The organism is Kocuria sp. CH-021 (assembly GCF_049716185.1).
Lineage (GTDB): Bacteria > Actinomycetota > Actinomycetes > Actinomycetales > Micrococcaceae > Kocuria > Kocuria cellulosilytica.
Genome location: NZ_JBNAFK010000010.1, coordinates 115,665 through 135,244, shown reverse-complemented (window position 1 = coordinate 135,244; position 19,580 = coordinate 115,665). Strand labels below are relative to the sequence as shown.

At 71.5% G+C, this 19,580-nt stretch carries 15 protein-coding genes and 1 pseudogene; 7 read left to right on the top strand and 9 right to left on the bottom strand.

What is annotated here, in order from left to right; translation table 11 throughout:
* Window position 1: 1 nt before the first annotated feature.
* Both ACPYN7_RS09795 and ACPYN7_RS09790 read right to left on the bottom strand, forming a co-directional pair.
* Window positions 2-1,111 carry an NAD(P)-dependent alcohol dehydrogenase gene (locus tag ACPYN7_RS09795; protein WP_157571458.1) on the bottom strand — a complete coding sequence of 370 codons (1,110 nt, stop codon included), beginning with the start codon at window positions 1,109-1,111 and terminating at the stop codon, window positions 2-4.
* A 14-nt stretch (window positions 1,112-1,125) separates the two neighbouring features.
* Window positions 1,126-2,406 (bottom strand): MFS transporter, encoded by a 1,281-nt coding sequence (locus ACPYN7_RS09790; RefSeq protein ID WP_424347515.1) that lies wholly within the window; start codon window positions 2,404-2,406, stop codon window positions 1,126-1,128.
* Window positions 2,407-2,709: 303 nt separating this feature from the next.
* Here ACPYN7_RS09790 and ACPYN7_RS09785 point away from each other — a divergent pair, with 303 nt between their 5' ends.
* On the top strand, window positions 2,710-5,889 hold the full coding sequence (locus ACPYN7_RS09785; RefSeq protein WP_058875112.1) for a DUF3427 domain-containing protein: 3,180 nt from the start codon (window positions 2,710-2,712) through the stop codon (window positions 5,887-5,889).
* A gap of 18 nt (window positions 5,890-5,907) precedes the next feature.
* Here the strand turns inward: ACPYN7_RS09785 and ACPYN7_RS09780 are convergent, their stop codons facing one another.
* A complete protein-coding gene (locus ACPYN7_RS09780; RefSeq protein WP_424347514.1) occupies window positions 5,908-7,014 on the bottom strand; it encodes a zinc-binding dehydrogenase in 1,107 nt (368 codons plus the stop codon).
* A gap of 415 nt (window positions 7,015-7,429) precedes the next feature.
* On the opposite strand from ACPYN7_RS09780, the gene ACPYN7_RS09775 reads away from it, so the two are divergent.
* From ACPYN7_RS09775 to ACPYN7_RS09765, 3 genes are all read left to right on the top strand, one after another.
* The gene (locus tag ACPYN7_RS09775) at window positions 7,430-8,203 is read left to right on the top strand and encodes a hypothetical protein (RefSeq protein ID WP_424347513.1); all 774 of its coding nucleotides are present in this window, start codon (window positions 7,430-7,432) and stop codon (window positions 8,201-8,203) included.
* 106 nt (window positions 8,204-8,309) lie between these two features.
* Window positions 8,310-9,194 carry an HNH endonuclease family protein gene (locus ACPYN7_RS09770; protein WP_058875109.1) on the top strand — a complete coding sequence of 295 codons (885 nt, stop codon included), beginning with the start codon at window positions 8,310-8,312 and terminating at the stop codon, window positions 9,192-9,194.
* On the top strand, window positions 9,191-9,451 hold the full coding sequence (locus ACPYN7_RS09765; RefSeq protein ID WP_197412725.1) for an NINE protein: 261 nt from the start codon (window positions 9,191-9,193) through the stop codon (window positions 9,449-9,451). Before ACPYN7_RS09770 ends, ACPYN7_RS09765 begins: the two co-directional genes overlap by 4 nt.
* An 86-nt stretch (window positions 9,452-9,537) precedes the next feature.
* On the opposite strand, the gene ACPYN7_RS09760 is transcribed toward ACPYN7_RS09765, so the two are convergent.
* The 3 genes and pseudogenes from ACPYN7_RS09760 to ACPYN7_RS09750 form a co-directional block, all read right to left on the bottom strand.
* Window positions 9,538-10,608, bottom strand: a complete 1,071-nt coding sequence (locus ACPYN7_RS09760; protein ID WP_424347512.1) for a lysostaphin resistance A-like protein — start codon at window positions 10,606-10,608, stop codon at window positions 9,538-9,540.
* 9 nt (window positions 10,609-10,617) lie between these two features.
* A complete protein-coding gene (locus ACPYN7_RS09755) occupies window positions 10,618-11,469 on the bottom strand; it encodes a ribokinase (RefSeq protein ID WP_424347543.1) in 852 nt (283 codons plus the stop codon).
* Window positions 11,470-11,580: 111 nt separating this feature from the next.
* Window positions 11,581-12,480 (bottom strand): annotated as a pseudogene (locus tag ACPYN7_RS09750) (nucleoside hydrolase); the annotation flags it as partial.
* Between the two features lie 182 nt (window positions 12,481-12,662).
* Here ACPYN7_RS09750 and ACPYN7_RS09745 point away from each other — a divergent pair.
* On the top strand, window positions 12,663-14,237 hold the full coding sequence (locus ACPYN7_RS09745) for a NupC/NupG family nucleoside CNT transporter (protein WP_424347511.1): 1,575 nt from the start codon (window positions 12,663-12,665) through the stop codon (window positions 14,235-14,237).
* Between the two features lie 3 nt (window positions 14,238-14,240).
* On the opposite strand, the gene ACPYN7_RS09740 is transcribed toward ACPYN7_RS09745, so the two are convergent.
* The 3 genes from ACPYN7_RS09740 to ACPYN7_RS09730 all read right to left on the bottom strand — a co-directional run bounded on the left by ACPYN7_RS09740 (window position 14,241) and on the right by ACPYN7_RS09730 (window position 17,037).
* On the bottom strand, window positions 14,241-15,323 hold the full coding sequence (locus ACPYN7_RS09740; protein ID WP_058875106.1) for an aldo/keto reductase: 1,083 nt from the start codon (window positions 15,321-15,323) through the stop codon (window positions 14,241-14,243).
* Window positions 15,324-15,430: 107 nt separating this feature from the next.
* Window positions 15,431-16,291 (bottom strand): class II fructose-bisphosphate aldolase, encoded by an 861-nt coding sequence (locus ACPYN7_RS09735; RefSeq protein WP_058875105.1) that lies wholly within the window; start codon window positions 16,289-16,291, stop codon window positions 15,431-15,433.
* A gap of 26 nt (window positions 16,292-16,317) precedes the next feature.
* On the bottom strand, window positions 16,318-17,037 hold the full coding sequence (locus ACPYN7_RS09730; RefSeq protein WP_058875104.1) for a FadR/GntR family transcriptional regulator: 720 nt from the start codon (window positions 17,035-17,037) through the stop codon (window positions 16,318-16,320).
* Window positions 17,038-17,285: 248 nt separating this feature from the next.
* On the opposite strand from ACPYN7_RS09730, the gene ACPYN7_RS09725 reads away from it, so the two are divergent.
* Together ACPYN7_RS09725 and ACPYN7_RS09720 are read left to right on the top strand one after the other, a co-directional pair.
* Complete coding sequence (locus ACPYN7_RS09725) at window positions 17,286-18,701, top strand: four-carbon acid sugar kinase family protein (protein WP_424347510.1); 1,416 nt, start codon at window positions 17,286-17,288, stop codon at window positions 18,699-18,701.
* Entirely contained in the window at window positions 18,698-19,576 is an 879-nt protein-coding gene (locus ACPYN7_RS09720; protein WP_424347509.1) for an NAD(P)-dependent oxidoreductase, read from the top strand. Before ACPYN7_RS09725 ends, ACPYN7_RS09720 begins: the two co-directional genes overlap by 4 nt.
* The last annotated feature ends 4 nt before the right edge of the window (window positions 19,577-19,580 follow it).

The window sequence follows — 19,580 nt, the reverse complement described above, 5'->3', positions numbered from 1 at the left end:
CTCAGGCTCCGGCCACGCGGATCTGGATCTTGGTGTCGGTGGACCGGCCCTCGGCGCCGCGCTCGAACGCGGCCACGGCGTCGGCGAACGGATAGGTGGCGCTGATCAGCGCCGCCAGGTCCACGGCGGGGGACGCGGCGAGCTCGATGGCCCGCTGGTAGGAGTTGGCGTACCGGAACACGGTCTCGATCCGCAGCTCCCGGGCCTGGGCCGCGGCGACGTCCAGCGGCACCGGATCCACGGGGATGCCCACCAGGACCACGGTCCCGCCGGGCGCGGGGAGCTCCCACAGGTCGCCGAAGACGTGCGGGCTGCCGCTGGCCTCGAAGACCACGTCCGCGCCCCAGCCGCCGGTGGCCTCCCGCACCGCCTCGCCCAGGTCCTGACGGGAGACGTCCACGGGGTGGATCGTGGGATAGGCCTCGATCTTGGCGAACTTCTCCGGCGCCACGTCCGAGATGTACACCCGGGACGCCCCGCTCGCGGCGGCCGCGATGGCGGTGAGCACGCCGATGGTGCCGGCGCCCACCACCACGACGACGTCGCCCGGCGCCAGGCCGGCCTTGGTCACCGCGTGCACCGCCACGGCGAAGGGCTCGATCAAGGCGCCCTCCTCCAGCGAGAGCTGCTCGGGCAGCTTGTAGGTGAAGTCGGCGGGGTGCACGATCTCGGGCTGCAGGCAGCCGTCCACCGGGGGCGTGGCCCAGAACTGCACGTCCGGGTCCACGTTGTACATGCCCAGGCGCGCGGCCCGCGAGCGCGGGTTGGGGATGCCCGGCTCCATGCAGACCCGGTCCCCCACGGCCAGGTGGTCCACGCCCTCGCCCACCTCCAGCACCGTGCCGGAGGCCTCGTGCCCGAGGACCATCGGATGCTCGACGACGTAGGGCCCGATCCGACCGTGCGTGAAGTAGTGGACGTCGCTGCCGCAGATGCCCACGGTGTGCACGCCGATGCGCACCTCGCCGGGGCCCACCGGGCGCAGGCAGGGGACGGGCCGAACCTGGATCTCGTGCTGGCGTTCGAGGACGACGGCGTCCATGGTGCTCTCCTGGTCTGCTTCGGTGGCGTCGATGACGGTCGGGGTGGCGGTGAGCGTGGTGGGGTTCATGATCTCAGGTCCTTTCAGGCGGCGACGGCGAGGCGATCGCGGCGCGGGAGCATCCGGCCGGTCTCGGTGGTGATGCCGGGCTGGGGCGGGTGGATGAAGAAGGTGGTGGCGGTGCCGAGGAGCATCAGGGCCGCGAAGACCCAGCACACCCCGACCGGGCCGAGGACGGGCAGCAGCAGGGTGGCGATCCCGGGGCCGAGGAACGTGGTCAGCCCGGAGGCGAGGTTGTGGGCGGAGATCGCCGCGCCGCGGTGCTCGGGGGCCAGGGCCGGGAAGATCGCGCCCATCGGGACGAACGCGGTGACGGACAGGGCGAAGAGCACGGCGGCTCCGACCATCGCCGGGAAGCTGGGGCCGAACCACACCGGGACGTAGGCGAAGGCGAGAACCGCGAGGGCCATGCCGCCGAAGCCGAACCAGCGCATCTGGCGCATCCAGCCGTAGCGGTCCCCGAGCCGGCCCCAGACGATGTTGGCGCCGATGGTGATGGTGTTCATGATCGCCCACAGCATCATCCACTCGGGCAGGGTGAACCAGGACGCACCGCCGATCTCGCCGGTGGTCAGGTACAGCGGCATCATCATCGGGAACGCGTAGAGGGTGAGGTTGCACAGCACCCGGATGACCACGGAGAGGGCGATCTGCCGGTTCTCCACCAGGATGGTCACCCCGCGCAGCAGCTCCCGGGTGCGCTCCGCGCCGTGCAGCTTCTGGGAGAGGTCGGTCTCGGGCGGGGCGCCGGGGACCAGGAAGGCGCACATCAGGGTGCCGGCCGCCACGAAGGGCAGGGACGCCCACAGGGTGGCGTACTCGCCGATGACCGGGACCAGGAGGCTGGGCACGTAGGCGCCCATCACCCCGATGCCCAGCGAGAAGGACGCCCAGAACCAGCCCATGGCCGAGGCCAGGCGGCTGGGGTGCACCGACTGCGCGATGAGCACCACGAAGGAGTACATGAAGAGCGGGTAGGCGACCCCGCGCAGGGCGTAGATGAGGATGGTGCCGAGCACGCTCTCCAGCCCCACGGTGAGGAACAGGACGTGCAGCACTATCCAGAGGACGCCGCCGAGGACCATGAGGCGCTTGGCGCCCACGACCTCGGCGAGCACCCCGGTGGTCCACGCCGAGATGGCGACCACCAGGCCGTAGACGGTGAAGACGAGGCCGGCCTGGGTGGGCGTGAAGCCGTTCTCGACGAGGAAGCGGGACAGGAACGTGAGCTCAAAACCATCACCGGTCATGAAGACGGCGAGGGCGAGATAGCCGAAGAGCAGGCGGCGGGGCATGCCGAACATGCGGGTACTCCTTCGTGGACACCAAGTGGAAGGCACCTGGCGAGCAGAAGAGCGGGCAGCCGGTGCGCGATGCCCTCAACGCTACGGAGGTGTGACGCGGGCCACTAGCCGATTAATCCGGCGCGGACTGATACTTCTGCGCACATGCCGGTGCTGCTTTACAGGACTCCCACATCCTCACCTACCCTGCCGTAGCTTTAGGCCGTACACCCCGGCAGGCTGTCCCAATCCTCGGCGCGACGCGTCACGTCTGCTGACCCGGCACTCACCGTTCCGGGATGTCGGCAACCCTAAGCTGCCCCTATGGGTCAATTGCACAATGCCAACGCCGTCCGTCTTTCCCCTGGCTTGTATGAGCTCCTCGAAGACTCAGCATTGGCGACGGAACTTACGGAGTGGCCGGAGGGCAGTGCCGCTCTGGATACCGTGGACCCGGCCGACACCCCTCACGTTCTCGCGCGCTATCTCCGCGACCGCATTCTGTTCCACTTAGAGTCCATACCCGCTGCCACCCGTGTACACGAAGCCAATCGCATCCTGGCGGCCCTTAACGACGAAATGCAGGATCCGGCGCGCATCAGCGAAGGTCCTCGACAACTCATGTCGCTCGCGCCGGCGACCGGTGCTGCGGTACGAAAGCCAGCAACTCCGCTATCTGACGCAGCTCTGCTAACCAATACACCGCATGAGCCGCAGGTCGGTCGAGAGATCGCCAAAGAGCTCGAAAGCGCTGATCGTGTGGATCTTCTCATTGCTTTCGTCAAATGGTCTGGCTTGCACGTCATGGACAAGGAGCTCCAGTCACTGAAGGACCGGGGCATTCCGTTCCGCGTCCTGACCACTGTCTACATGGGTGCCAGTGATGCCAAGGCGATCAACGCACTGGCGCGCAAGTACGGCGCGGAAGTTCGAGTTAGCTACGAGACCCGCAATACGCGACTGCACGCAAAGGCGTGGATGTTTCACCGCAAGACCGGCTTCAGCACGGCCTATGTCGGTAGTTCGAACCTGTCGCACGCCGCCATGCTCGACGGCCTCGAGTGGAACGTGCGCCTGTCGTCCGTCGCGACGCCGGCGCTCCTCCAGAAGTTCGAGGCGACCTTCGAGAGCTACTGGGCATCCGAGAGCTTTGAGTCCTACAACCCGGATGATGACGGCGAGCGTCTGGCGAGGGCGCTCTCCGAAGGAGGCGGACGGGTGTCTTCGGACGTGTCCATTGCACACCTGGATGTCCAGCCCTATCCCTACCAAGCTCAAATGCTCCAGGAGCTGGAGGCCGAGCGTGTTATTCACGACCGCCACCGGAATCTCGTGGTCGCCGCGACGGGCACTGGAAAAACCATCCTCGCGGCTTTGGACTATCGCAGGCTGCAGGCCGGAACCCCTGGTGAGCTATCACTGCTTTTTGTGGCCCACCGCCGAGAAATTCTCGAGCAGGCACGCCAGACCTATGCCACAGTTCTCCGTGACGGCGCCTTCGGTGAGCTCATGGTCGATGGCTATCAGCCGGTCAGAGGCAAACACGTTTTTGCGTCGATTCAATCTCTTAACGCCAAGAGCCTGGACCGCTTCGCCCCTGAGTCGTTTGACATGGTAGTCATCGACGAGTTCCACCATGCCGATGCTCCGACCTACCGCAAGATCATTGAGCACTTCCAGCCTCAGGAACTCCTCGGTCTCACCGCCACTCCGGAGCGCGGCGACGGCGTCAACGTCGCAGAGAAGTTTTTTGGAGGCCGCATTGCGAGCGAACTGCGCCTGTGGGATGCCCTCGATCAGCAGTTGCTGACGCCGTTCCACTATTTCGGCGTCTCAGATGGCGTCGACCTGTCTTCACTTCAGTTCCGGCGGGGTCGGTACGAGGACAAAGAACTGGATGCCGTCTACACGGGTAATGACGCACGCACGGCCAAGGTGTTGCAGGCTCTCAACGACAAGGTGCTCGATCCGCACCGCATGAAAGCCATTGGCTTCTGCGTCTCCGTTAAACATGCGGAATATATGGCACGGAAGTTCACGGCGGCCGGGCTGCCGTCCGCGGCACTGTCCGGGGAGAGTTCCAGCGACGAGCGGCGGACTGCCCTCAAGGCGCTGCAGCTCGGAGAACTGCGTGCCGTCTTTGCCGTCGATCTGTTCAACGAAGGCCTTGATATTCCGCAGGTCGACACCATTCTCATGCTCCGGCCGACGCAGTCCTCCACGCTGTTTCTGCAACAACTGGGACGCGGCCTGCGGCTAGCTCCCGATAAACCCGTACTCACCGTTCTGGATTTCATCGGGTTCCAGCACCGAGAGTTCCGGTTTGACCTGAAATACCGTGCCGTGACGGGATCGAGCCGGACGCGCCTGGCCAAGGACCTGGAGGAGGGTTTTTCCTTCCTCCCCTCTGGAACGCAGGTCGTCTTCGATACTGTCGCCCAGTCCGTGGTACTCGACAACGTGAAGCGTCAACTGCGCCTGACGACCCGGCAAGTGGTCGACGAGATTAGGGATTTGGCGGCGCAGCAGCCGTCGCCCGAGTCGTACACCCTGCGTCAGTACCTGACAGATTCCCTCTCAGAAGCATCGGACATCTACCGACGGAACAAGTTTGAGGGTCGGCCGACGACCTGGAACACCTTGCGTCGTGCCGGTGGACTGGTCCCCGATGTTCTGTGGCCCGCCGAGGATCAGGAGACGGAGGTCCTCGTTTTGCTACAGCGCGCCAAGGCGTTTTTGAACGTGGATGACCCCGCCAGACTACGGTGCTACGAGGATTTGCTTCGCCCGGATGCCCCGCCGGTGTTGTATCTGCCGCTCAGAGAGCAGCGAATAGCGCGCATGCTCTACTACTCCTTCTGGCCACAGGGTCCGAAAAGCGGCGGGCCGGGCGATTTAGAAAGCGGCCTCCAGCTGCTCCGGTCGCACGCCATCCTGCGGAACGAGCTGACGCAGCTCATCGACGTCACCGCCGACGGCGCACGCAACCTGCCGCGTTCACTGGGACAGGACTACGCCGACATTCCCCTGCAGACACATGCGCACTACACCCGGGAGGAACTTTTGGCCGGTCTGGGCATGGGAGAAGAAGGACAGCGCACTCCCGGCACAGTGCGCGAAGGCGTGTCCTGGATTCCGTCATCACGCTGCGAGGCGCTTCTCGTCACGCTCCACAAGTCGGAGAAAGACTTCTCGCCCAACACTATGTACAAGGACTACGCGATCTCGGAGACGCTCTTCCACTGGGAGTCGCAGAACCAGACGACTCCGGAATCCACAGCGGGACAGCGTTATCAGCACCACACCGTACAAAACAGCCACATCATGCTGTTTGTCCGTGAGTCCCCGACTCAGGAGGCCGGCACCTCGCCGTACGTCTTTTTGGGCCCCGTCGATTATGTGTCGCACGAAGGGTCCAAACCCATGTCGATTATTTGGAAATTGCGCCGTCCGATGCCGTCCCCGGTGTTCTCGGCCGCGAGCACGGTAGCGCCTCTCAGTTAGAGCCGCGGACGGCGGGGCTTAGAACTCGATGACCTGCCGCACCGCCCGCCCCGCGTCCAGCTCGTCCATCGCCTCGTTGATCTGGTCCAGCGTGATGTGTGAGGTGATGAGCTTTTCCAGCGGCAGCACGCCGTCGCGCCACATCTGCTCGTACTTGGGGATGTCCACCGCCGGCACGGCGGAGCCGAGGTAGCTGCCGATGATCTGGCGGGCCTCGGCGGTGATCTTCAGCGGCTCGATCTGGGACATGGCACCGGGTGCCGGCAGGCCCACGGTGACGGTCACCCCGCCCACGGCGGTGGCGTTGAACGCGGTCTCGAACGCCCGGGGATGACCCGCCGCCTCGATGACCACCCGCGGCTTGTCCTCGAGCGCCACGAGCTCGTCCGGGGTGAGCGCCTCGTCCGCGCCGAACTCCTGGGCCATGCCCAGCTTCTCCGGCAGGGCGTCCACGGCGATCACCCGGCGGCAGCCCACGGCCTTGGCGACCAGCACCGCGGCGAGTCCCACGCCGCCGAGGCCGACCACGGCCACGACGTCGTCGGGGGTGGCCTGCGCCGCGTTGATCACGGCCCCTCCCCCGGTGAGCACCGCGCATCCCATGACGGCCGCGATGGGGGCCGGGACGTCCTCGCCCACGGGCACCACGGAGCGCCGGTCCACCACGGCGTGGGTGGCGAACCCGGAGACCCCCAGGTGGTGGTAGACGTTGCCGCGGGCCTCGGAGCGCAGGTGCGTCGAGCCCTCGATGAGGGTGCCGGAGGCGTTGGCCTTCGAGCCGACCGTGCACGGCAGCAGTCCCTCGGTCCTGCAGGCCGCGCACTCGCCGCAGCGCGGCAGGAACGCCATCACCACGTGCTGGCCGACCTCCAGGTCGGTGACCTCGGCGCCCACGTGCTCGACGACGCCGGCCGCCTCGTGCCCCAGCAGCATCGGCAGGGGCCGCGGCCGGTTGCCGTTGACCACGGAGAGGTCGGAGTGGCACACCCCGGCGGCCGTGATCCGCACCCGCAGCTCGGTGGGGCCGGGCTCGCCGAGCTCGAGCTCCTCGACGCGCAACGGCTGCGACTCGGCGTACGGGGCGGAGGCCTCCATGGTCTCCAGGACGGCTCCACGAATCTTCACGACGACCTCCGGTATCGGTGCACGGGTGTGACGCCGTTCACCGTACCGCCCGGTCGGCCGGTGATCGAGGAGCCGTGCCACCGGCGGTCCCGCCGGAGCGGCGGAACGGTCCAGGGATTCGACGAGCGGTCCTCCCGGCGCGGCGGGCCGGACGGCTCCTGCGGCGCCCTTTTCCGTCACACAACAGGAGGCCCCGAAGAGGGGACAGGGTGCATCCCGGTGCACCGGCGGTCTCCGGGCGCGAGGGAAGACGTCGCTGACCTGGTCTCTTGCAGGAGGGCCGTCGATCACCGGCCGGAGACCCCGGTCCGGCAGTCGGAACACTGGGCCGCCCGCACGCCGCGCGGTGGTCGTCCCGAGAAGCAGTACGAGTAATCTAATTGCTTAAGCAACAACACGTTTCCGGGGGATCCAGATGACCGCCACCACCCCGCTGCCCGCGCTCCTTCCGGAGCTCCTGCAGCTCGTCCAGCCCGTGGGCCTGTTCTTCGCCGCCCTGGGCCTCATCGTGCTGGGCCTGCGGCTCGTCTACGTGCTGGGCAGCGCCGTGACGACCTCGGTGCGGACGATGTTCACCAGCTCGGAGCACTCCCCGTCGCCGCGGGCCGAGCACAAGGCCGTGGCGGCGGCCCGGCGAGCCGGCGCGGAGGACATGCGCACCGCCTGGCTCCAGTGGCACCTCCGGCCCAGGACCGCCCACACGGCGGTCAGCGAGCTCGCCTCCCTGCCCAGGACGCTGGCCGTGGTGCCGCGGGCCGACTGGAGCGTCGACCGGTTCCGCGAGCACGGCGCGGACGTCTGGGCCGTCCGGCCGCTGGCCGTGACGCCCACCTGGCGCCAGAAGGCCGACGCCCGCCTGGACTGGATGGCCGCCATGGTCTCCGACCTGGCCGAGAACCCGTTCGACTCCGCCCGGGGCCAGACCAGCGAGCAGTACCTCTACCACCAGGACCGGGAGGTCCGCGACGCCTACCTCCAGGGCGGCACCGAGGCCGCGGAGCGGATCATGGAGACCATCACGGACGCCCGGGACCGGGTCCGCCAGGACGCCGCCACCGAGGGCGCCGCGGCCTTCCTGGCCCAGCAGCGCAATGCCGCGTTCGACCGGCTGCGCAGCACCTACCGCCCCACGAAGACCCGGGACGCCCACGCCGCCTGGGACGCCGCGGCCGAGGACCTCGGCCGGTGACCCGCGCGGACCACCGGGTGGCCCCGACGCCGGCGGCGCCTGGACCGGGCCCCAGGACCGGCACCGGCCGGGACGCCCCGGACCCTTCTCGTTCCCCAGGAGCAGCATGAACCCCGCCCGTCATCCATCCCCTGATCCCGGGCGCACCGCCTTCACCGCCCACCCCGGCTTCCGGGCCGGCCGGTGGCTCCTGGCCGTGCCGGCGCACCTGACCATGGTGGCCGGCGTCCTCGCCGTCGTGGTCACGGCGGCACCGACCGCCCTGGTCGCCGAGTCGTCCCCGCTGCCGCCCGAGGCCGTCGCCGCCACCCCGGCGCCCTCCCCGTCCCCCACCGGGACCGCGGGCACGGAGGTCACCGGGGTCACCGCCTCGCCGGAGCCCACCGACGGGTGGGACCCGGCGTCGGAAGCCCTGGTGGCCCTCCACAGCCTGGAGGTGGCCGACACCGGCTCCATGGCCGGCTACGACCGCTCCGCCCGGTTCGGCGACTGGATCGACGCCGACGACGACTGCGCGAGCACCCGCGACGAGATCCTCGCCCGGGACCTGACCGACATGACGACCGAGGACGGCTGCACGGTGGCCTCGGGGACACTGGACGACCCCTACACCGGCGAGCTGGTCCGCTTCACCCGCGGGGTCACCACGTCCTCGGACGTGCAGATCGACCACGTGGTGGCCGCCGGCAACGCGTGGGCCTCCGGAGCGCGCGACCTCTCCCAGGCCGAGCGGGTGGCGTTCTACAACGACCCGCTGAACCTGCTGGCCGTGGCCGGCCCCGTCAACGCCTCGAAGTCCGACTCCCCGGCCGACGAGTGGCTCCCGCCCGAGGAGTCCTTCCGCTGCGAGTACGTGGCCACCCAGATCGCGGTGAAGGCCGAGTACGGGCTGCAGGTGACCACTGCGGAGAAGGCAGCCATGGCCGGCGTCCTGTCCACGTGCCCCGGCCAGGAGCTGCCCACCGACCACCGGAACGAGGACCCGAGGTGATCCATGACACCACCGTCATCGGTGCGCCCCGTGCGGGGACGAGAAGCTCCCGCAGGCAGCGCGGCCACCGGAACCCGACCGACGCCTGGCTCCTGTGGATGTTCTTCGGCTGGCTGGGCCTGCACCGCTACTACCTCGGGGACTGGAAGAAGGGCCTCGCCATGACGCTCACGCTCGGCGGGCTCGGCCTCTGGTCCCTGCTGGACGGCTTCTTCCTGACCCGGCGCCTCCGGCGGATCAACAGCGGCCGGCTGTGATCGAGCGCCCCGCCGGGCGGGAGCGCCGTCCGTGACTCGGTCCGCGGTGCGGACCGGGTCACGCGCCCGGCCTCAGGCAGTCGCCTTCAGGCGGCCGGCGGCGGCACGGCCCGGTGCTGCAGCCCCGCCCGCCGGCCGAGGGCGGTCAGGACCGCCGCGATGGCCACGATGACGACCATCGGCGCCAGCATGAACGGGCCGCCCACCCCGGCCGAGCGGTCCATGCCCTCGCTCATCTGCCCGGTGAACGTGGAGACCAGGAACAGCAGCACGTTGTTGGCCGCGTGCACGAGCACGGCCGCCTCGAGCCCGCCGGTGAACTGGGTCAGCAACGACATCGCGATGCCGAAGACCACGTAGTAGGCGATGAGCCACCCGTCCGTGGCGAAGTGGGCGAGGGCGAACAGCACCGAGCTCACCAGGGTGCCCAGCACGAAGGACGGCACGGCCCCGGGGGCCCACGAGCCCGCGGCGCGCTGGATCACGCCGCGGAACATGTACTCCTCGGACGCCGCCTGCAGCGGGGTGGTCAGCAGGACGATCGCGAGGAAGGCCCAGGTGGTCGCGTCCAGGACGATCGGCCCCGGTGTCTCCACGAGGACGATGACCACCACGTAGGCCACGAACAGCGGGACGACGACGACGGACGCCCGCCCCAGCCAGTCCCACCGGAGACGCCCGGCCACCGAGTGGAGGGTGCCCACCGGCTGCCGGTGCAGGTACCGGTGCAGGAGCACCGCGACGGCGGCCGAGGCGATCAGGGACAGGTTGGTGGCCAGCAGCAGCGCCGGGGTGAGGGTGATCCGGCCGCTCGCCAGCTCCTCGGTGGTGGTGGTGCCCAGCAGGAGGTCGATCGCCACACCGGCGAAGGACAGCACGATCGAGAACACGGCGATCGCCGCGACGACGGCCAGGATGCTGAGCAGGCCCTTCCACCAGCGGTTCCGCGGCGTGCGGTAGAACTCCGCGAGGGTGAGCGGCGGCGGCGTTGTCGGACCGCCCGCGGGCGGAACGGGGCCGCGCGGAGGACCCGGGTACGGGACGGGCGCCTCCGTGCCGCCAGGGAGCGGGACGGTGCGGCCGGGGCCCGGGGGACCGTGTCCGGCCGGTCCCGGGGACTGCCAGGGGGCCGGTCGCCGCGGAGGGTTCGAGGTCATGGGCCCAGGCTAGTTCCCGGCCGAGGGCGGTCGACCGTCGGCGTCGGGGGTCGGCAGGTAGTGCGCCAGCGGGAAGAGCTCCGGCTGCGAGGAGGGGTCGCCCGCGGCGTGGGCGCCCACCGCGTTGGCGGCCCGCAGCGCCGTCGCGGAGTCCGCCCCGGAGACGAGGGCGAGCACCAGCGCGGCGCAGAACGCGTCCCCGGCACCGACCGTGCTGACCACGTCGACCTGCTCCGCGGGGGCGGACGCGACCTGCCGCCCGCGCTCGAGGATGGCCGAGCCCTCGGCGCCGTAGGTCACCGCCACCAGCTTGGCCTCGGCCAGCTCGGGGATGAGGGCGTACTCGGACTCGTTGACGATGATCAGGTCGCACCGGTCCACCAGCTCCGCCGGGAGGGGCAGGGCCGGGGCGGCGTTCAGGGCGAAGAAGCCCGGGGTCCGCCGGGCGGTCTCGCGCACGGTGTCGAGCTCGATCTCCAGCTGGCAGAGCACCGCCTCCTCCGGCGCGAAGGTCACGTCCTCGAGGGACACCTCGGCGTTGGCGCCGGAACAGACCACGATCTGGTTCTCCCCGTCCCGGTCCACGGCGATGAGGGCGGTGCCGGTCGGCGCCGGCACCCGGGCGACACCGGTGGTGTCGACCCCGGCGGCCGCCATGCTGCGCAGGACGGCGCTGCCGTCCGGGTCCTCGCCGACGGCGCCGATCATCCGGGCGCGGCCGGCGAGCCGGGCCGCGGCCACCGCCTGGTTGGCGCCCTTGCCGCCCGGCTCCCGCTGCAGAGCCGCGCCGCCGACCGTTTCTCCCGGGGCCGGCAGCCGCTCGCACACCGCCGTCAGGTCGATGTTGATGCTGCCCACCACGGTGAGCGCCGGAGGCTCGGGCTCCGGCGGCTCCGCCGGTGCGGACGCGCCGAGCCGGCGGAACGCGGCCAGGAGGTGCGGCGCGAAGTCCTCGGCCAGCTCGAGCACCACCCGGCACCGGGCGCCGGCCGCGGCGGGGTGACCGGCGTAGCGGCCGCGCAGGTCGCAGATCGTCTGGCCGCGCCCGGGGCCGCCGGTCGTGTCGACCTCGACCCGGACCGTCGGGGCGAGGCCGGTCCGGACGGTGCCGGCCGCCACCGCGGCGGCCAGCGGGTCGTGCAGGGCGGAGACCGGGCGGCCGAAGACCTCGGTGTAGAAGCCGGCGTAGTGCTCGAGCATCGCGGCGAGCGCCGGCATCACCGGATGGTCGACGGCCGCGATCTGCTGCCGCTGGTCCTCGTCCAGGGGGTGCTCCATGGTGACGTCCAGCGGCACCAGGGTCACCTCCCACGGGGCGGCGAGCACCTCGGCGGCCGCTTCGGGGTCGTGCAGGATGTTGGCCTCGGCCACCGGCGTGCGGTTGCCGGGGGCCAGGGCGGCGCCGCCCATGACGGTGACGCCGGCGACCAGCTCGGGCAGGGCGGGCTCCTGCCGGAGGGCCCGGGCGAGGTTGGTCAGCGGGCCGGTGGCCAGCACGTGGAGCTCGCCCGGGTGCTCGTGGGCGAGCCGGATGAGCATCGCCTCCGCCGGTTCGGCCACCGGTGCGGCGGCCGCCCTCGGCAGCTGCACGTCCCCGATGCCGCGGGTGCCGTGCACCTCCGGGGCTCCTCCGCCGGACCGGCCGGCGAGGGGGTGCTGGGCGCCGACCGCGACCGGTGTGCCGGGGCGGTCCAGCAGGGCCAGCAGGTCCAGGGTGTTGCGGGCGGCGGTCACGGCGTCGGTGTTGCCGCTGACGGTGCCGATGCCGCGCAGGTCCACCGAGGGCGTGGCCACCAGGTAGGTCAGGGCGAGGGCGTCGTCGATGCCGGTGTCGCAGTCGAGGTAGAAGGGCCGGGCTTCCGGATCGGCCATCGCTCGCACCCTCCGAGTCGGTCGAGGCAGTCGAGGCAGTCCCGAAAAAAAGAAACAGGGGACCGCGCAGCGCTGCGGTTAGAGTACCCCGTACCACGCCGGCGTCGCCGTCAGCACGAGGCGGAGCCCGCACCGACGTCGTCGCCGGCATCCTGGGCACGCCCGACGGAAGGACAATTCACTTGCTGGACGTGCTGTGGGGCATCGGCGGGATGATCGCGCTCCTCGCCATCGCGGTCCTGTTCTCGGTGGACCGCCGCAGGATCCGGATCCGGACCGTCGCCCTGGCGCTGGCCCTGCAGGTGACCTTCGGCGTGCTGGTGCTCTACGTCCCGGCCGGCCGCGCCGTGCTCCAGACCATCACCCAGGCGGTCCAGGCCGTCATCGACTCCTCCGCCGCGGGCATCGACTTCCTCTTCGGCCCGATCCTGCCCGAGGAGGGGGCGGTCTTCGCCTTCCAGGTGCTGCCGGTCATCGTGTTCTTCGCGGCCCTGACCTCGGTGCTGTACTACCTGGGCATCCTGCAGTGGGTCGTGAAGATCATCGGCGGCGGGCTGGCGAAGCTGCTCGGCACCACGACCCCGGAGTCGATGAACGCGGCCGCCAACATCTTCGTGGGGCAGACCGAGGCGCCGCTGGTCATCCGGCCCTACGTGGCGGGGATGACGCGCTCCGAGCTCTTCGCCGTGATGTGCGGCGGGCTGGCGACCGTGGCCGGCTCGGTGCTCGTGGGCTACTCCCTGCTCGGGGCGCCGCTCGAGTACCTCATCGCGGCCTCGTTCATGGCGGCCCCGGCCGCGCTGCTCATGGCCAAGCTCCTCGTCCCCTCCGGGGCCCTGGAGGAAGCACGGGAAGGAACACGCGCGGAGGCGCCGGCGGCCGGCGCCGCACGGGCCCCGGGCGCTGCCGGCGGGCCGGCGGGCACCGACGACGGCACCGGCGCGGGCGCTGCCGAGAGCACCGACGGCACCGGCGTGGGCGCTGCCGAGGGCACCGACGGCCCGGCGCAGGGCGAGCCGGCGCGGGATGAGCGCGGCGGCGCGCGGCGGTGGCTGGCCCGCGGTGCCCGGCGCGGGGCGACCTCGCACGCGGCGCTCGAGATCGCCCGGCGGCAGGACGCCCAGGCCGCGGGCCGGAGCGAGGGCGACGCCGCCCGGCCCGGCGACGTCGCCCGGTCCGCCGACCCGGAGGGGGTCTCCGCCACGGACGCGGCCGGGGACCCCGTCGAGGAGGAGGAGCCGCCGGCCAACGTCATCGACGCCGCCGCCCGCGGCGCCTCGGACGGCCTGAGCCTGGCCCTCAACGTCGGCGCGATGCTCATCGCCTTCATCTCGCTCATCGCGCTCATCAACGTCATCCTGGGCTCGATCGGCGGTCTGTTCGGGCTGGGCGACCTCACCCTCGAGCAGCTCTTCGGCTACGTCTTCGCGCCGGTGATGTTCGCCGTCGGGGTGCCCTGGGCCGAGGCGCTCGACGCCGGCAGCTTCCTCGGGCAGAAGCTGGTGCTCAACGAGTTCGTGGCGTTCGCCGGCTTCGCCCCGCAGATCGAGGACTACTCCGCGAAGACGCAGGCCATCGTGACGTTCGCCCTGACCGGGTTCGCGAACTTCGGGTCCCTGGCGATCCTCCTCGGCGGGCTCGGCGGCATCGCCCCGAGCCGCCGCCGGGACATCGCCCAGCTCGGCCTGCGAGCCGTGCTCGGCGGGACGCTCGCCAACCTCATGAGCGCCGCGATCGCGGGCATGCTCATCGGCTGAGCCCTACCCCTCGGCGCGGTCCTCCCCGAGGACGTGGCCGCGCTGCTCGGCGTAGAACTCCGCCTCCGCGGGCTCGGGGCGGTCCTGGCCGTTGAGCAGCCGGTGCCACAGCGGGTAGTAGGCGGGCAGCTGGGACGCGGACGTGATCCGGTCCCGGGCCTCCTGCGGCAGCGTGAGCTCGGCGGCGTCGAGGTCCTCCTGCAGGTGCTCGAACCTGCGGGCGGCGATCACGGTCCCGTCGATGCCCGGCCGGTCCAGGATCCAGGAGATCACCACCTGGGGGATCGTCCAGCCCAGCTCCCCGGCGATCTCGTCGAAGAGCTCGATCAGGCCGTAGGCGCGGTCCCGGTCCACCACGTGCGGCTCCGGCCAGCCGGTGCCCTGGCGGGTGTCGGACGGGGTCTCGGTCCCGCGGCGGACCTTCCCGTTGAGCAGCCCCTCCCCCAGCGGGCTCCAGCCGAAGGTCGCGAGCCCGAGGTCGCGGGCGGCCGGGACGATCTCGTACTCGATCTCCCGGGCCTCCGGGGTGTAGTAGGCCTGGTGCGCCACCGGGGCCTCGAGCCCGGCCAGCCGCGCCTCGTAGACCGTCTTGGCCAGCTGCCAGCCGTTGTAGTTGGAGACGCCCCAGTACCGGATCTTCCCGGCCCGGATCAGCTCGTCGGCAGTGGCGATGGTCTCGGTGATCGGGGTCTGCCCGTCCCACTGGTGCAGGTAGAGCAGGTCGAGGTGGTCGGTCCGCAGCCGCCGGAGGCTGTCCTCGACGGCCCGGGTCACGTGGATCCGGCTCGCGCCGCCGTCGTTGGGGCCGTCCCCGGTGGGGGTGCGCGCCTTCGAGGTGAGGACGACGTCGTCCCGCTTGTCCCCGAGCACCTCGCCCAGGACGCGCTCGGCGTCCCCGGCCGAGTACAGGTTGGCGGTGTCGATGAAGTTCACGCCGCGGTCCAGGGCCTCGTCGATCTGCCGCTTCGCCTCGTCCGGGCCGAGCCCCGCGATCTTCTCGAAGCCTCCGCCGGAGCCGAAGGGGATGGTGCCGAGGGCCAGCCGGGAGACGTACAGGCCGGAACTGCCGAGTCGGGTGTACTCCATGAGGAACTCCTCTGCTCGTGATGCGGTGCTGGTGCGTGCTGCCGGTGCCACCGGGCAGCCGGCGGACCGGTCCCGGGGCACGGCATGCGGGAACGACGAACCGGTGCTCAGGTATTCCGGGGGCACGCCTCGGCGGTGGTCAGCCCGTGGGCCAGCGTGGTGAACTCGCCCACCGACCCGGTCCAGTCCTCCAGGAGCACCCACAGGTCCAGGCCCTGGCTCCTGCGCTCCTCGCACCGGTCCGCGAGGGTCGCGAAGATCGCGGCGCGCAGCTCGGTGTTGATGTTGACCTTGCCGATGCCCGCCAGGGGCGCGCGGACCAGCATGGTCTCGGGGATCCCGGAGGCGCCGTGCAGCACCAGCGGGGTCCGGCCGGCGGCCTCGCAGATCTGTTCCAGGCGGCCCCAGTGCAGCCGCGGGATGCCCTGGTAGTGCCCGTGCACGTTGCCCACGGCCACGGCCAGCAGGTCCGCCCGGGACGCGGCCAGGAACCCGGGGACCTCGTCGGGGTCGGTCATGCCGCCGGGCCCGGTGGTCCGGGCCGTGTCCTTGGTGCCGGGGAGGCTGCCGAGCTCCCCCTCGAGCACCACGCCGGGGCCCACGACATCGCGGGCCCGAGCGACGAGCTCGGCGTTCTCCGCGGCGGGCAGGGCCGAGCCGTCGGCCAGGACGGCGTCGGCACCGGCCGCCGCGGCCTGCTCGATCAGCCCCAGGTCCACGGCGTGGTCCAGCTGCACGCACACGGGGGTGGCGGCGTCGTCGGCCAGGTGGCGCAGCGCGGTGACGAAGCGTCGCCCGCCGGTCCCTGCGGCCGCCTTCGACGGGACCAGGAGGATCACGGGGCGGCCCGCGCGCTCGCTGGCCTCCACCACGGCCTGGGCCGTGGCGAAGTCGTAGGTGCTCAGCGCCGGCACGGCGGTGCGGGCGTCGAGGGCGGTGGTGACGACGTCGAGCATGTTGGCGCGCATGGGCGGAGTCCTTCGTCAGGAGTCGTTCAGCGGTCGGCCGGGAAGCGGTCCCCCAGCACGTAGGTCTTCAGGTCGGCGAGCGTCTGCTGCAGGTGCTGGTCCATGGCCTGGCGAGCCCGGGCGGGGTCGGCGGAGGCCAGGGCGGCGACGATCCTGCGGTGCTCGGCGACGGCGTGGGCCTGGATCTCGGGCACCCGGGAGGTCTGGGCGCGCCGCTCCGCCAGCACGCGGTGCAGCGGTTCGAACAGGACCGCGACGAACACGTTGCCGGAGGCCTGCAGGATCCGCTCGTGGAAGCGCAGGTCGGCGGCCACGAAGGCCGCCACGTCCTGGGCGCGGTGGGCGTCGGCCATGGCGTCGGCGTCCCGGGCCAGTTCGTCCAGCTCCTCGGCGGAGAGCCGCCCGGCGGCCAGCTCGCAGGCCCCGGACTCCAGGAAGCGGCGCAGCTCGATGAGCTGCACGGCGGCCGCGGCGTCGTCCTGTCCCTCGGAGACGGCCCGGATGACGGCCTCGAGGGACGCCCACCGGGACACGGGGTTCACGAAGGTGCCCCGGCCGCGCTCCACGCGCAGGATGCGCTGGGCGCCCAGGGTCCTGATCGCCTCCCGCACGGTCATGCGGCTGACCTGGTGCTGCGCGCTGAGCTCGATCTCCCCGGGGACCGCCGCCCCCGGAGGGAAGTCCCCGGCGATGATCCGGTCGAGGAGGGCGTCGGCGACCTGGTCGACCAGGGACGGTCGTGCCATGGCGCTCCTCCTCGGTGCGGCGGACGGCGGGCGGCGGCTCCGGTGCCGGCTCCCGCCCTGACAGGGAAGTCTACCCACCGGCGATCATCGGAGGTCCGATGCTCCGGCGGCGGGCGCCTCCCCCGGCGGCGTGGACGACGTGTGCCGTGCCACGTAGAATGTCTGACATCTTACAGGTGGAGCGTCGGCCCGGAGATCGACGAGGATCTGCCGCCCGCCCTGGCCTCTTCCCGAAAGGAAGTCCCCGCATGACCACCGCGCGCACCCTGCTCGTGCTCGACGACGACCCCACCGGGTCCCAGTGCGTCCACGACGTCGACGTCGTCCTCGAACTCGATCCCGGTCCGGTCCTGGACGTCGTCCGCCACCCCGGGCGCACGTGCTTCGTGCTCACCAACAGCCGGGCCCGGCCCGAGGCGGAGGCCGTGGCGCTCAACACGGACCTCGTCTCGTCGGTCCTGCAGAGTCTCGCCGCCGAGGGCCTGCCGCTGCCCCACCTGGTCTCCCGCAGCGACTCGACCCTGCGCGGGCACGTCATCGCCGAGCCCACCGCCCTGGCGGACGTGCTCGCCCAGCACGGGACGGCCGTGGACGGGTTCCTCTTCGCCCCGGCCATGCTCGAGGCCGGCCGGTACACCGAGGGCGACGTCCACTATGCGGTCATGCAGGGGAAGCCGATGCCCGTGGGCGAGACCGACTTCGCCGCGGACGCGACCTTCGGCTACTCCGCCTCCGACCTCAAGGACTTCCTCGTGGAGCGCTCCGGCGGGGCACTGGACCGGGACTCGATCCTGTCGATCGGCCTCGACGAGATCCGCTCGGGGGGCGTGCCGGCCGTCGCGGAGATCCTGCGCCGGGCCCGGGACCGGGCCTGGGTGGTGGTCAACGCCACGGAGTACGCGGACCTCGACACCGTGGCGGAGGCGCTCGCGGTGCTCGAGTCCGAGGGGCGGACCTTCGTCACCCGGTGCGGGCCGTCCTTCGTGCGCCCGCTGGCCGGGCTCACGGACTCGCGGGAACTGGGCCCCGAGGACATCACGGTGGGCCCGGACCGCCTGCCGCACGGGCTCGTGGCCGTGGGCTCCCACGTGGGGCTCACCAACCGCCAGCTCGCCGAGCTGCGCACCCGCCGCGACCTGTACGAGGTGGAGCTGGACGTGCCCACCCTGCTCGACGACGCCTCCCGCCCCGGCTACGTGGCCGACGCCGTCGCGCGGATCACCGACGCGCTGGCGGGCCGCGACGCGGTGGTGTGGACCAGCCGGGAGCTCGTGCGCACGGAGGACTCCGACGAGTCGCTGGCCATCGCGCGCTCGGTCTCGGACGCGCTCGTGGCGGTCGTGCACGGCGTGGCGCAGTCCCGCCCGGCGTGGGTCGTGGCCAAGGGCGGGATCACCTCCCACGAGGTGGCCCACCGGGGCCTCGGGATCCGCCGGGCCACCGTCACCGGACAGTTCTTCCCCGGCCAGATCTCCCTGTTCCAGCCCACCGACGCCCCGGAGACCACCCAGGGCGGACCCTATGTGGTCTTCCCCGGCAACGTGGGCGGGGAGAGCGCCCTCGCCGACGTGGTGGAGGTCCTCGACGGGGCCGCCGAGCGCGCCCGCTCGGCCGGCCGGGGCACCCCGTCCAGCACACCCGCTTCCCAGGAGGACCCCTCATGAGCTCACCCCTGTCCGTCGGCTTCCTCGGCCTCGGCGCCATGGGCGCCCCCATGGCCCTCACCCTGGCCCGCGCCGGCTTCCCCGTCCGCGGCTTCGACGTCTCGCCCCGCGCCCAGGAGCAGGTGGGCGACGCCCTCGAGTTGCTGGCCGACCCCCGCGAGGCGGCGGCCGGCGCGGACGTCGTCGTCGTCATGGTCGCGACCGGGGCGCAGCTGCACGACGTGCTGTTCGGCGAGCGCGGCGTCGCCGAGGCCCTCGGCCCGGACACGGTGCTGCTCGTGATGGCGACCGTCGGGCCCCAGTCCGTGGAGTCCTGCGCGCAGGGCCTCGAGTCCCGCGGCGTGCGGATCGTGGACGCACCGGTGTCCGGCGGGACGGCGCGCGCGGCCACCGGGGACCTGCTCGTGATGGTCGGCGGCGCCGAGGAGGACGTCGTCGCGGTCCGGCCGCTGCTGGACGCGATGGCCGCCAACGCGCCGCTCGTCGGGCCCCGGGTGGGCGACGGGCAGCGCTTCAAGGTGGTCAACCAGCTGCTGTGCGGAGTGCACATCGCCGTGGCGGGCGAGGCCCTGGCCCTGGCCGACTCCATGGGCCTGGACGCGGCGCAGTGCCTGGAGGTCCTCTCCACCGGGGCCGCCACGTCCTTCATGTTCGAGGACCGCGGGCCGCGGATGCTGCAGGGCGAGGAGGCGGAGGTCCGCTCCGCCCTGGACATCTTCGTCAAGGACATGGGCCTGGTCACCGACGCCGCCCGGGCGGTCGCCCAGCCGGTGCCGCTGGCCTCGGCGGCCGAGCAGCTCTACGTGCGCGGCCGCCGCGAGGGCCACGGCCGGCACGACGACTCCTCGGTCTTCGACGTCCTGCGCTCCCGGTAGGCCC

Excerpts from the sequence above, each read along its gene's own strand:
- ACPYN7_RS09785 (WP_058875112.1), top strand. The coding sequence starts at position 2,710 with ATGGGTCAATTGCACAATGCCAACGCCGTCCGTCTTTCCCCTGGCTTG.
- ACPYN7_RS09760 (WP_424347512.1), bottom strand. The coding sequence starts at position 10,608 with ATGACCTCGAACCCTCCGCGGCGACCGGCCCCCTGGCAGTCCCCGGGA.
- ACPYN7_RS09735 (WP_058875105.1), bottom strand. The coding sequence starts at position 16,291 with ATGCGCGCCAACATGCTCGACGTCGTCACCACCGCCCTCGACGCCCGC.
- ACPYN7_RS09795 (WP_157571458.1), bottom strand. The coding sequence starts at position 1,111 with ATGAACCCCACCACGCTCACCGCCACCCCGACCGTCATCGACGCCACC.
- ACPYN7_RS09720 (WP_424347509.1), top strand. The coding sequence starts at position 18,698 with ATGAGCTCACCCCTGTCCGTCGGCTTCCTCGGCCTCGGCGCCATGGGC.
- ACPYN7_RS09740 (WP_058875106.1), bottom strand. The coding sequence starts at position 15,323 with ATGGAGTACACCCGACTCGGCAGTTCCGGCCTGTACGTCTCCCGGCTG.
- ACPYN7_RS09725 (WP_424347510.1), top strand. The coding sequence starts at position 17,286 with ATGACCACCGCGCGCACCCTGCTCGTGCTCGACGACGACCCCACCGGG.
- ACPYN7_RS09730 (WP_058875104.1), bottom strand. The coding sequence starts at position 17,037 with ATGGCACGACCGTCCCTGGTCGACCAGGTCGCCGACGCCCTCCTCGAC.
- ACPYN7_RS09775 (WP_424347513.1), top strand. The coding sequence starts at position 7,430 with ATGACCGCCACCACCCCGCTGCCCGCGCTCCTTCCGGAGCTCCTGCAG.
- ACPYN7_RS09790 (WP_424347515.1), bottom strand. The coding sequence starts at position 2,406 with ATGTTCGGCATGCCCCGCCGCCTGCTCTTCGGCTATCTCGCCCTCGCC.
- ACPYN7_RS09770 (WP_058875109.1), top strand. The coding sequence starts at position 8,310 with ATGAACCCCGCCCGTCATCCATCCCCTGATCCCGGGCGCACCGCCTTC.